We start from the raw sequence: 12,380 nt of genomic DNA on the forward strand, positions 1-12,380 counted from the left end.
GGCCGGGTAAGCGTTAGCCACCCGGCTATTTTATTGCAGAGAGCACCCACCCCACCGACAGCAAATCCGCACTGCCGCCCGGGCTCAGATTGTGTTCAATCAATGCCTTATCCATTCTAAGCAACGCCTCACGATCCCAGCCGTTAGCCAGTAATTCCCGCGCGTAGCCCTGAACGTAGCGCAACCCTTCCATGCCGCCGCGCGATACGAGATTGCTGTCCTGATTAACCGCCATCAGGCGCAACAGCAGGCCGTGAAGCGACTGTCCGTTCCACGAATCCAAAGCCTTACGCACTGTCGCGAAGCCGCTCTCCGCCTCGCCGCGCGCGCCAGTTAAACCGTACTGCTGAAACTGCCGCTCGCCCGCCGTCGCCTGCCCGCTGCGTGCGGCCAGCTCACGCGATACCAGCCCGCTGCAGATGTTACTCACCTCACAACAGAGGCTGTCTGCGGAGATGTTTTTCACACGCCCGGCAGCGAAGCACAGTAAACCCAGGGCAAAAATCCCGCCCTTGTGAGTGTTCACTCCGTTCGTCGCGGCGTACATCGCCTGCTCGCAGGCCATCCCCATCGGGCGGATAATCCTTAATTGTTCGGCAGCAGGTTTATCTGCATGCGTGCAACCCAGCTCAGCAAAGCGCGAAAACCAAGGCGTAATCGCCGCAATGCTGCGGACGAACAGCGCGTGGTCCATATCGCGATGGGAGCCGTTATTGAGCTTGTCCACCAGCCCCGGCTTGGGCGTCAGCTCCAGCTCCTGCCACAGCGCCGCTTCGGCAAGCGCGGGCACGTCAACCGGGCGCTGTTTAGTCGCGAGCAAACCAGTCATCGATCGTCTTCTCCACGCGGGAAACCACCGCCTCAACAGGATGCTTTCGCGAGCGGGAACAGGCGTGAGCGGGCTCGTCGCAGATCAGGCAGCGTCTGAGATTCGCCCCCAGCGACTGACGCCCGACGTGGCCGTGCTGAGGGCAGATCACGTCCAGATCCCACAGCCTGCCGAGAGAGTGCGTCTGCTCCAGATCCGCACAGTGCGCTTTGATTTCCGCCGCCGGATGGGCCACGCACCACAGGGCTTCTGGCCCGGTCGGTAGCCACAGCACCTGGCGGTCCAGCACCTGCCAGCGGTTCTCCCACAGCAGCTGGTCGCACATTTGCAGCGCCACGCCCATGGTATTGCGATAGCGCAGGCTGTCTTTGATTTCCCCCGGCGTGACCAGCGTGAGGGAAATCACCGGTTGTTGATAGTGCGTGAGCATGTCGGCCTGGCGCGCCGCACGGCGATCTTTCGCCGCCAGCAGTTCGTCCAGGCTGACACCCGCCCGCACGGGTGTCGCTGAAATCATACTTACTCCTTCACCTGTCGTACGGTGTCGATCACGCTGCCGTCGCGGTAGCGGATCACCCCGACGATTTTGTCGGTAAATTCAATCGGTTTCGGTACGCCGGTCAGGGAAATCGCCCGCGCGTAAAGCGCGCTGATATCCACAACGTTGAGCCCGGCTTCCAGCAGCCGCTCGCGGATCTCCGGGCGCGCCGGATTGACCGCAATGCCGTGGTCGGTGACCAGCACGTCAATGCTTTCGCCCGGCGTGAGGCGCGTGGTCACCCGCTTCACGACCGTCGGAATACGGCTGCGCAGTAGCGGCGCGACCACAATGGTCAGGTTCGCCGCGGCGGCCACGTCGCAGTGCCCGCCGGACGCGCCGCGCATCACCCCATCGGAGCCGGTGATCACGTTGACGTTGAAATCGACGTCGATTTCCAGCGCGCTGAGGATCACCACGTCGAGCTGGTCGCAGCTTGCTGCCTTGCTGCCGGGGTTGGCGTAGACGTTAGTGGAGATCTCCACGTGGTTCGGGTTGCGCGCCAGCGAAGCCGCCGCCTGGCCGTCAAAGCACTGGGTGTCGAGCAGCTTTTCGATCAGCCCCTTCTCGTGCAGATCCACCAGGCTGCCGGTGATGCCGCCAAGCGCAAAGCGCGCCTTCACGCCGCTGCGCTCCATCTTCTCTTCCATAAAGCGCGTGCAGGCGGTCGCCGCCGCGCCGGAGCCGGTCTGCATCGAGAAGCCCGGTTTGAAGTAGCCGGAGTGTTCAATGACGTCCGCCGCATAGCGGGCGATCATCAGCTCGCGCGGGTTGCTGGTGACGCGCGCCGCGCCGACGCTGATTTTCGCCGGGTCGCCCACGCTCTCCACCTGCACGATGTAGTCCACCTGGTCCTGCACCAGGCTGGCGGGCATATTGGGGAACGGCACCAGTTCTTCCGTCAGCAGCACCACCTTGCGGGCAAAGTGCGCGTCCACCATGGCGTAGCCCAGCGAGCCGCAGCAGGATTTGCCGTGCGTCCCGTTGGCGTTGCCAAACTCATCGCTGCACGGCACGCCGAGAAACGCCACGTCGATATTTAGCTCGCCGTCCTGGAGCAGCTTCACGCGCCCGCCGTGGGAGTGAATTTGCACCGGCTCGTCCATCAGCCCGTGGGAGATGGCATCCGCCAGCCTGCCGCGCATCCCCGAGGTGTAAATCCGGGTGATAACGCCGCTTTCGATATGTTCGATCAGCGCGTCGTTGCAGGTCATCAGCGAGCTGGAGGCCAGCGTCAGGTTTTTGAAACCCATCCGCGCCAGCAGCGCCACGACGGTGTTGATCACCCGATCGCCTTCGCGAAACGCATGGTGGAAGGAGATGGTCATCCCGTCCTGCAGGCCGCTTCGCATCACCGCCTCTTCAATGGAGGCGCAGAGCTTGCGACTGTGCTTCGCGTCGCTGTCCGCCAGCCACGGCGTGGCGCTGTGGGCGGTATCGAAGGGTTTTAAGTCCCGCAGATGGGGAAAATTCACGTGAAGAAGTTCTGTCTGATTCATCATCTCATCCTTACCGACGCACGCCGGAGGCCGCCGCGCGCTCCAGCACCACCTGCGCGTGGTTAATAATCGGTGCATCCACCATTTTGCCGTTGAGCGACACCACGCCCAGGCCGTTACGCTCGCCCTCTTCTGCCGCCTCAATCACCCTTTTGGCGTGATCCACCTCTTCCTGAGTCGGGGCGTAGGCGTTGTGCAGCAGGTCAATCTGGCGCGGGTTAATCAGCGATTTGCCGTTGAAGCCCATCTTGCGGATCAGATCGACCTCGCGCAGGAATCCGGCCTCGTCGTTAACGTCTGACCACACCACGTCGAAGGCGTCGATGCCCGCCGCGCGGGCGGCGTGCAGCACGGCGCAGCGGGCGTAGAACAGCTCGGTGCCGTCGCCGCGCTCGGTCTGCATGTCCATCACGTAGTCAAAGGCGGCCAGCGCAATCCCGATGAGGCGCGGAGAGCTGCGGGCAATCGCCACGGCGTTGATGACGCCAATGGCTGATTCAATCGCCGCCATCACGCGGGTGGAGCCGACCTTGCGGCCGCACGCCTGCTCGATACGCTCGAGGTGGCCTTCCAGCTCGTAGATATCGTCCGGGGTGTCGGTTTTTGGCAGGCGGATCACATCCACGCCTGCCCGCACGGCGGCTTCCAGATCCAGCAGGCCAAACGGCGTGCTGAGCGGGTTAATGCGCACCACGGTTTCGATATCCTGATACATCGGGTGCTGAAGCGCGTGGAACACCAGCATGCGCGCGGTGTCTTTCTCGCGCAGGGCGACGGCGTCCTCAAGGTCAAACATGATGGAGTCAGGACGGTAGATAAAGGCGGTGGAGAGCATGGCGGCGTTGGCACCCGGCAGGAACAGCATGCTGCGGCGGAGTTTGCTCATTTCAGCGCCCCCCAGTTGATGGCCTGTTCATCGGCGGCACGCATCAGTGCGCTCTGCAGGCGGGCGCGGATCACACAGTCCAGCGCCCCTTTGTCTTCAATAATGATTAATCCCTGGTGCACGTTCATGGCGCGCAATGTGTCGTTGACCACCTGGCGGATCTGCTCGCCAAACTGCTTAATCACTTCACTGTGGATGACAATCTCCAGCTCGCCGTGAGCGGGAGCGATTTTCACCATCAGGTCGCTGGACTCCTGCGTTCCGGCCAGCGCCTCCCTTACAATATTCATGATAAATTCCTGGTAATTAAGCGACTTCCGCACTCGCACGGTAATGTGCTTCGAGGTGCGCGAAGGTGGAGTCCGGGACAATCTCCCGGATCCGGGAAAACTGCTGTGTCTTCAGTAAGCGGCGCACTTCCGAGGCCGAAATGGCGTTGCCGGTGGCCTTGATGCGCGGCATTTCCACCACGTCGATATGCGAGGCCAGCAGGTCGTGCAGCGTCTGGTTGTACTGGCGGGTGATATCGCAAAACGGCTCCGAGCCGATAAAGCGGTGCGTGATGCCCAGCGCCGGAGCAATAAAGTCCCGGAAGATCAGCACGTCGATCTCGCTCCACGCCTGCTGCACCCTGCCGGTCTCCTTCAGGAAGTAGGCCGGGAAGGTGGCGCGGGAGATGATGTACTGCGAGCCTTCATGCACCACCACGTTCGGCAGATGCGCCACGCCCGCGCGCACCATCTCGAGGCGCGCGCTGAACGGGAAGAACGAGGCGTCTTCACGCACCACGAACAGATGCAGGGCATCGCACCGCGTCGCCGCCTGCTCCACCAGATGGCGGTGGCCGAGGGTGAACGGATTGGCGTTCATCACTATCGCGCCAATGTTCTCCCCGCACTTGCGCTTCGCGCGCAGGGAACGGCAGTAGCGTTCAATCCCCTGCGGGGTGTTCTCCATTAGCACCGCGTTGTTCCCGCTTTGGGCAATCGGCCAGAAGCCGCTGCGGGCAAAGCGCTCCCGGTTGCACGGACGGGTGCAGAGGAAGAGGTGAAAATGGCCGCGCTCCAGCGCCGCATTTTCCACCTCTGCCAGCAGCCGCGCGCTGAGGTTCTCGCCGCGAAGCTGCTCGTTGACCGCCACGCATTTGATGACGTTGGCAGCAAGCCCTGCGCAACCCACCAGCTGCGAGCCGGACCAGGCTTCGACAAACAGCGTGATGTCGTTGTCCAGGCCAAGGCCGCTGTCTGCCAGCAGGTAGCGGATCTGGCTTAAGCGTTCCGGATGCTTCGCCACGAGGGTGTGGCGAAAATCGATGGGTTGACTGTTCATGCCGCCTTACTCAGTGTGCCGCCGCAAGCCCAACGGCCGGCGCTTCCATAATCACGTTGCTCAGGTGACCGATATGCTCGATCTCCACCTCAATGCGATCGCCCTCTTTCATAAACAGCGGCGGGTTACGCTTTTTACCCACCCCGCCCGGGGATCCGGTGATGATCACGTCGCCCGGACTGAGGCGGGTAAAGGTACTGATGTACTCGATCAGCTCCGCAACCTTGTGGATCATGCTGCTGGTGTTGTCTTCCTGCACCATGCGGCCGTTCAGCCAGGTGCGGATTGCCAGCTGATGCGGGTCCGGGATTTCGTCCGCTGTCGCCATCCACGGGCCAAACGCGCCGGTCTGACGCCAGTTTTTACCGGCGGTAAACCAGGTGTGCTGCCAGTCACGGGCGGAGCCGTCCATGTAGCAGCTGTAGCCCGCCACGTGGCGCAGGGCGTCGTCGCGGCTGATGTTCTCCCCGCCTTTGCCGATGATCACCGCCAGCTCGCCTTCATAGTCAAATTCGCTGGAGTGGCGCGGCTTCAGCACCGGCTCGTTGTGGCCGGTCTGTGAATCCGGGAAGCGGACAAACAGCGTCGGGGCCGGGTTATGCTGGTCAAACTCCTTGCGCTTGTCGGCGTAGTTCATGCCCACGCAGAGGATTTTTTCCGGCTGCACGATCACCGGTAAGAAGGTGATGGCGCTCAGCGGCACGTCCACCGCGTCGTTAATATAGCGGGTGGCCTGCGCCAGCCCGTTGCCCTGCAGCAGCGCCTTGAGGTCGCCGTAGCGGTCGCCGAGACGGCGGCCTAAATCAATCACGCCGTCGGCCTGGACGATGCCGTAGCTGCGTTTTCCCTGGTATAAAAAGCTTGCGAGTTTCATTGTTCTTTCCTGAAAACTTAAACGAGGAAGTTGCCCAGAATCAGCAGTGAGATAGAGACGTTAATCGCCCCGCCGATACGGGTAGCAATCTGGGCGAACGGCATCAGGCTCATGCGGTTGCCTGCGGTCAGGATCGCCACGTCGCCGGTACCGCCCTGCCCGCTCTGGCAGCAGGAGACGATGGCGACATCAATCGGGTGCATGCCAATCTTTTTGCCGACGAAGAAGCCGGTTGCCACCAGTGCGGAAACGGTGCTGACGATCACCAGCAGGTTGCTGACGGTGAACGCCGCCACCAGTTCATGCCACGGGGTGATGGCCACGCCGACGGCAAAGAGGATTGGGTAGGTCACGGAGGTCTGGAAGAATTTGTACACCACCTGCGAGCCTTCCAGCAGGCGCGGAGAGGCACCGTTGCAGAGCTTCACCAGCACCGCCATAAACAGCATGCCGACCGGGGCAGGCAGACCAATCAGCTTGTGTCCCAGCATGCCCAGCATGTAGAGCAGCACCGCCAGCAGCGCACCGGAGGCGATAGTGGTGACGTCCGCTTTGCCGGAAAATGCAGGCTGAGAGACGGTGGCATCGGCATTCGCGCGGTTAGGCATCAGCTGGCCTTCACCGGTCAGGTGCGGGTAACGTTTACCGAGCTGGTTCAGGCAGCCGGAGATGATGATTGCCGTCAGGCCGCCGAGCATGACCATCGGCAGCACGCGACCGAGCGCCACGCCCTGGTCCATGTGCAGCAGGGTGGCATAGCCGATGGAAAGCGGAATTGCCCCTTCCCCGACGCCGCCCGCCATAATCGGCAGAATGATAAAGAAGAAGATCTGGAACGGCTCAAGACCCAGCGCCAGACCAACGCCCATCCCCACCAGCATGCCAACGATTTCGCCGCATAGCATCGGGAAGAAGATGCGCAGGAAGCCCTGAATCAGCACCGTGCGGTTCATGCTCATGATGCTGCCGACGATAATGCAGCAGATATAGAGATAGAGAATGTTGGTGGATTTGTAGAACTTAGTGGTGGACTCGACCACCACATCCGGCAGCAGGCCGTAATAGACCAGCGCGGAAGGGATAAAGGTAGCGCAGATCGCCGCCGCGCCGAGCTTGCCGACAATCGGCAGGCGTTTGCCAAACTCGCCGCAGGCAAAGCCGAAGAAGGCCAGCGTGGCAACCATCACCACGATATCGCTCGGCAGTTTTCCGCCCAGGCAATCAATGGCAATCAGCGCGCCCGCCAGAACGAACAGCGGCAGAGGAATAATCCCAATTTTCCAGGTATCCATAATATGCCACCAGCGCTCTTTGAGCGAAGGTCGCTGAATTTCAATCGGGTCGTGGGTAACAGAGAAAGAATCGTCAGTTGTGCTCATAATAAGCCCCTTGGTTATTTTGTGCGTTCAGCTTAGAGTCACAAAGGCTTACTTTATGTGAGGAATGGCATATTAAAAGCGAAGTTTTAATGGCAGCTATGGTTTTAATGGTTTCTTTTATTTAATGTGATTTACACCTTATTTATTTCCGTGGTTTTAATGGTTTCTTTTCTTAAATGAACAGATAAATAACATTTATTAATTTAGCCTTAAGACGCCTGGCGTATCGGATAAATCTTTTACAGGCGCTGCTGTGCAAGGGATCACAAGTTTTCTGCAAAGCAGGCGTCACCACGAGAAAAGATGATATATTAGCCTGCCTTGTTGATACCCGGCGTGATAGTTATGAAAGTGTCATTTCAGATCAAGCTGTTTATTTCGCTGGTCGCTTTTTTCTCGGTACTGTTTGCGCTACTGGGTGGATATTATTACGTCGACGTTGGAAGGCAGCTTTATCAGGAAATGAGCGCACGTGCAAAAATACAGGCCGAAGAAATTGCGCTTATTCCTACTTTGCGAAAAGAAGTCGAACAGAAAGATATCAATGGCATCAGCGACTTTATGCAGAAAATAGCGGCCCACAGCGACGCCAGTTTTATTGTGATTGGCGATAATAAAGGGCTGCATTTGTTTCATTCGGTGTTTGCTGACCGGGTGGGAAAAACGCTGGTCGGCGGCGATAACGACGAGGTTCTGCAGGGTAAAAGCACGACCACTATCCGCAAGGGCGGCTTAGGTATTTCACTTCGCAGTAAAGCGCCGATTTTTAACGATGCGGGGCACGTCGTGGGGATTGTCTCGGTGGGCTATCTCACCAGCTATCTGGATACCATCACCGTCAATAAAGTGGTTAACATTCTGATTGCCGCCGTGCTGCTGCTGATCGCCCTGTTTATCTTCTCCTGGTTTTTCACCCGCAGTATAAAGAAGCAGATCTTCTCGCTGGAGCCACGCGAAATTGGCCTGCTGGTACGCCAGCAGAAGGCGATGATGGAATCCATCTATGAAGGGGTCATCGCTATCGATGACGATCTGCGCATCGAAGTGATCAACCAGGCGGCACGCAAGTTATTAGGCTTAAGCCAGCCCGCCCGCGAGCTGCGCGGACAACTGATTAGCCAGGTGATCGATCCTGTTCCGTTCTTCAATACGCATACCATGCTGGCGAAAGACACCCATGATGAAATCTGCCGCTTTAACGATCTTACGGTCATTGCCAGCCGGGTAAGGATCATGCTGGAAAACTCGCTGCAGGGCTGGGTGATCACCTTCCGCGATCGCAATGAGATCGACACGCTCAGCGCCCAGCTCAGCCAGGTTAAACGCTACGTTGATAACCTGCGCATCATGCGCCACGAGCAGCTCAACCGGATGACCACCCTTTCCGGCCTGCTGCACATGGGCCGCTATGAAGAGGCGATTGGCTATATTCAGGCGCAGTCAGAGCACGCACAGGAGCTGCTGGACTTTATCTCGTCGCGCTTTAGCTCCCCGACGCTCTGCGGCCTGCTGTTAGGCAAGGCCGCGCGTGCGCGGGAGAAAGGCGTGGAGCTGAGTTTCGACCCCGCCTGCCGGATGGATAAACCTTTCCTGCCGCTGCTTGAATCGGAACTCATCTCGATTATCGGGAACTTGCTGGATAACGCGATTGAAGCGACGCAGCGCGCACCGCTTCCGCATGCGCCGGTTGAAGTGCTGATAAAACTGAGCGAGCAGGAACTCATCATCGAAGTCGCCGACCAGGGTATTGGCATCAAACCGGAGATCCGTGAACAAATATTTGAACGCGGCATTACCACCAAAACGCGCGGCGATCACGGTATTGGCCTGTATCTGATTGAAAGCTACGTCACGCAGGCGGGCGGCGCCATCGAAGTTGCTGATAACACGCCGCGCGGTGCCATTTTCTCACTGTTTATTCCCGCCACGGGAGCTGCCCGGCGTCCCGCACAAGAACTGGAAGATAATGATTATGCAACATGAACTTATCGACGTACTGATTGTTGAAGACGAGAACGAACTGGCGCAATTGCATGCGGAGCTGATCGGTAAACATCCGCGTTTGAGGCTGGTCGGGATTGCCTCTTCACTGGCTGACGCGCAGACGCAGCTTGAGAGCAAGCAGCCTCAGCTGATGTTGCTGGATAACTACCTGCCGGACGGCAAGGGCATCACGCTTATCAGCAACCCCATGCTGGCCCGCGCCAACTGCTCAGTGATTTTCATCACTGCCGCCAGTGACATGGACACCTGCAGCCAGGCCATCCGCAACGGCGCGTTTGACTACATCCTCAAACCGGTGTCCTGGAAGCGGCTCAGCCAGTCGCTGGAGCGCTTTGTGCAGTTTGCCGAGCAGCAGCGGGTCTGGAAGATTGTCGACCAGCAGAACGTGGATTCCCTCTATCAATTGCAGGCAAAAAATTACCGTCAGGACAACGGCAGCAAAGGAATTGAAGAGAATACGCTGGCGCTGGTACAAACACTTTTTAACGCCAAAGCAACGCACTGCTTTTCCGTGGATGAAGTGGTGAGCGAAACGGGTTTGAGTAAGACCACCACCCGGCGCTATCTGGAACACTGCGTGGAGGCGGGGTTTCTCAGCGTAGAGATGCTGTACGGGAAGATTGGGCATCCGAGGAGGATGTACCGCCGCGCAGAAGCCTGATGCAGTATTGTAGGCCCGGTAAGCTTGCGCCACCGGGCACATCGCCGGGTGGCGCTAACGCTTACCCGGCCTACGTTCGAGAGAGGGTCTACTTTAAAACATACCCATACAACCGCTTAATCCCGTCGGCATCCTTCTCGCTGTACACACCCTGCAGCTCCGGCGAGAAGCCCGGCAGCATATTGATGCCCTCCTCCAGCGCCAGAAAATAGCGCTGTACCGCCCCGCCCCAGACTTCACCCGGCACCACGCACAGCACCCCTGGCGGATACGGCAGCGCGCCCTCAGCGGCAATGCGTCCTCCGGCATCACGAATACGCACCAGCTCCACGTTCCCGCGAATGTACTCCTGGTTGGCATCCTGAGGGTTCACCACGACGTCGGGGAAGCTTTCCCGGCGGAACATCGCCTTTTGCAGATCTTTCACGTTAAAGCTGACGTAGAGATCGTGCATCTCCTGGCACAGCTGGCGGATCGTGTAATCACGGTAGCGAACGGGATATTTCTGGTAGATGGTCGGCAGAACGTCGGCCAGCGGCGTATCGTCTTCAATGTGCTGTTCAAACTGTCCCAGCATCGCCACCAGCTGCGCCAGCTTCTCGCTGCTTTCGGCAGGGGTCAGCAGGAACAGGATTGAGTTGAGATCGCACTTCTCCGGCACGATGCCGTTCTCACGCAGGTAGTGCGCCAGAATCGTCGCCGGGATACCAAACGCGGTGTAGTTACCGGTTTCCGCATCGATACCCGGCGTGGTCAGCAGCAGCTTGCACGGGTCAACAAAATACTGGTCACGGGCGTAGCCGTCAAAACCGTGCCAGTTCGCGCCTGGCTCAAAGCTGAAGAAGCGACGCTCGCTGGCGATGGTGTGTGTCGCATGATCCTGCCACGGACGCCCCGCCACCACCGGTGGGATAAAGGGTTTAATCATATGGCAGTTGGCGACGATCGCCTTGCGCGCTTCAATGCCCAGTTCGACGCACTCCGCCCACAGCCTGCGTCCGCTTTCACCTTCGTGGATCTTGGCGTTCACGTCCAGCGCCGCGAACAGCGGATAAAACGGGCTGGTTGAGGCATGTAGCATAAAGGCATTGTTCAGCCGCTTGTGCGGGCAGAAACGTGCCTGACCGCGAATGTGGTTATCCTTTTTATGGATCTGCGACGTTTGTGAGAACCCGGCCTGCTGCTTATGCACCGACTGGGTCACGAAAATCCCCGGATCGTTCTCGTTCAGTTCCAGCAACAGCGGGGACGTTTCCGCCATCATCGGGATAAATTGTTCGTAACCTACCCAGGCAGAGTCAAAGAGGATGTAGTCGCAAAGGTGGCCGATCTTATCGATCACCTGACGGGCGTTGTAGATCGTCCCGTCGTAGGTGCCCAGTTGAATGATGGCCAGACGGAACGGGCGAGGCGCATCGGCCTTGTCCGGGGCAACGTCACGGATCTGATTTCGCAGATACGCATCGTCGAAGCAGTGCTCGTCAATCCCGCCGATAAAACCAAATGGGTTACGTGCCGCTTCAAGGTAGACCGGCGTGGCCCCTGCCTGAATCAGCGCGCCGTGATGATTCGATTTATGGTTGTTACGGTCGAACAGCACCAGATCGCCGCGGGTCAGCAGCGCGTTGGTAACAACCTTATTCGCGGCTGAGGTGCCGTTCAGCACGAAGTAGGTTTTATCGGCATTGAAGACTTTTGCCGCGAACTTTTGCGCGTGCTTGGCGGAACCTTCGTGAATCAGCAAATCACCCAGCTTTACGTCGGCGTTGCACATATCGGCGCGAAACACGTTCTCACCGAAGAAGTCATAAAACTGCCGCCCGGCGGGATGCTTTTTGAAAAACGCGCCGTGCTGATGCCCGGGGCAAGCAAAAGTGCTGTTGCCCATCGCAACATACTGGCTCAGGGTGTCGAAGAAAGGCGGCAGCAGATCCTCTTCGTAACGGCAGGCGGCAGACTCCAGTTCCAGGAACTCCTGCGCTTTTCCTGCTATTACAGCAGTGACACCTTCAGGAACATTCGTCTGCTCCTGCGAGAACATAAATACCGGAAGCTGAAAGCCCGTACGTTTCAGCAGCGCAAGGATGCCGCTACAGCTTTCAGCGACCGTAATGACCACTGCCGCCACATCGGTAAAATCAGTGTTATCCAGCGTCACCATTTCCCGGTGAGTAGACACAGTAGAGACCAGCTCGCGGCTGACGGCAATTTTCATGGTTTTCATAGGCGCAGTTACCCTCACCGGGCGGTGAGACAGGGAGGAGAAAATTCGCGCAATAATGTCACCTTTTATTTTTAGGCGCAAGAAGGAATCAGTATGCACTTAGCCTTGCAAAGCTAAGCGTGATGCAGCGTTGTCGTGTCATAATCATGCAATACCA

General features: G+C 58.6%; 11 protein-coding genes. 2 read left to right on the forward strand and 9 right to left on the reverse strand.

What is annotated here, in order from left to right; translation table 11 throughout:
• Positions 1-25: 25 nt before the first annotated feature.
• The 8 genes from citG to AC2T6E_RS13120 are packed head-to-tail and all read right to left on the reverse strand — an operon-like array spanning position 26 to position 7,334.
• Positions 26-829, reverse strand: a complete 804-nt coding sequence (citG, locus tag AC2T6E_RS13085) for a triphosphoribosyl-dephospho-CoA synthase CitG (RefSeq protein ID WP_174340130.1) — start codon at positions 827-829, stop codon at positions 26-28.
• On the reverse strand, positions 807-1,346 hold the full coding sequence (citX, locus tag AC2T6E_RS13090; RefSeq protein WP_486692100.1) for a citrate lyase holo-[acyl-carrier protein] synthase: 540 nt from the start codon (positions 1,344-1,346) through the stop codon (positions 807-809). Before citX ends, citG begins: the two co-directional genes overlap by 23 nt.
• Before the next feature lie 2 nt (positions 1,347-1,348).
• Positions 1,349-2,866 carry a citrate lyase subunit alpha gene (gene citF / locus AC2T6E_RS13095; protein ID WP_262186354.1) on the reverse strand — a complete coding sequence of 506 codons (1,518 nt, stop codon included), beginning with the start codon at positions 2,864-2,866 and terminating at the stop codon, positions 1,349-1,351.
• 10 nt (positions 2,867-2,876) lie between these two features.
• Positions 2,877-3,752, reverse strand: a complete 876-nt coding sequence (gene citE, locus AC2T6E_RS13100; RefSeq protein ID WP_010435505.1) for a citrate (pro-3S)-lyase subunit beta — start codon at positions 3,750-3,752, stop codon at positions 2,877-2,879.
• Complete coding sequence (gene citD / locus AC2T6E_RS13105; protein WP_010435508.1) at positions 3,749-4,042, reverse strand: citrate lyase acyl carrier protein; 294 nt, start codon at positions 4,040-4,042, stop codon at positions 3,749-3,751. Before citD ends, citE begins: the two co-directional genes overlap by 4 nt.
• A gap of 16 nt (positions 4,043-4,058) precedes the next feature.
• Complete coding sequence (citC, locus tag AC2T6E_RS13110) at positions 4,059-5,081, reverse strand: [citrate (pro-3S)-lyase] ligase (RefSeq protein ID WP_174340126.1); 1,023 nt, start codon at positions 5,079-5,081, stop codon at positions 4,059-4,061.
• 10 nt (positions 5,082-5,091) lie between these two features.
• On the reverse strand, positions 5,092-5,955 hold the full coding sequence (locus AC2T6E_RS13115) for a fumarylacetoacetate hydrolase family protein (protein WP_108416258.1): 864 nt from the start codon (positions 5,953-5,955) through the stop codon (positions 5,092-5,094).
• A 17-nt stretch (positions 5,956-5,972) separates the two neighbouring features.
• The gene (locus tag AC2T6E_RS13120; RefSeq protein ID WP_023333366.1) at positions 5,973-7,334 is read right to left on the reverse strand and encodes a 2-hydroxycarboxylate transporter family protein; all 1,362 of its coding nucleotides are present in this window, start codon (positions 7,332-7,334) and stop codon (positions 5,973-5,975) included.
• 345 nt (positions 7,335-7,679) lie between these two features.
• On the opposite strand from AC2T6E_RS13120, the gene AC2T6E_RS13125 reads away from it, so the two are divergent.
• Positions 7,680-9,317 carry an ATP-binding protein gene (locus AC2T6E_RS13125; RefSeq protein ID WP_120158649.1) on the forward strand — a complete coding sequence of 546 codons (1,638 nt, stop codon included), beginning with the start codon at positions 7,680-7,682 and terminating at the stop codon, positions 9,315-9,317.
• On the forward strand, positions 9,307-9,999 hold the full coding sequence (locus AC2T6E_RS13130; RefSeq protein ID WP_108416530.1) for a response regulator: 693 nt from the start codon (positions 9,307-9,309) through the stop codon (positions 9,997-9,999). Before AC2T6E_RS13125 ends, AC2T6E_RS13130 begins: the two co-directional genes overlap by 11 nt.
• Positions 10,000-10,087: 88 nt before the next feature.
• Here AC2T6E_RS13130 and AC2T6E_RS13135 read toward each other — a convergent pair whose 3' ends face one another.
• Complete coding sequence (locus AC2T6E_RS13135) at positions 10,088-12,223, reverse strand: ornithine decarboxylase (protein WP_447854445.1); 2,136 nt, start codon at positions 12,221-12,223, stop codon at positions 10,088-10,090.
• Positions 12,224-12,380 lie beyond the last annotated feature (157 nt).

Source organism: Enterobacter sp. B79-1 (genome assembly GCF_057444735.1).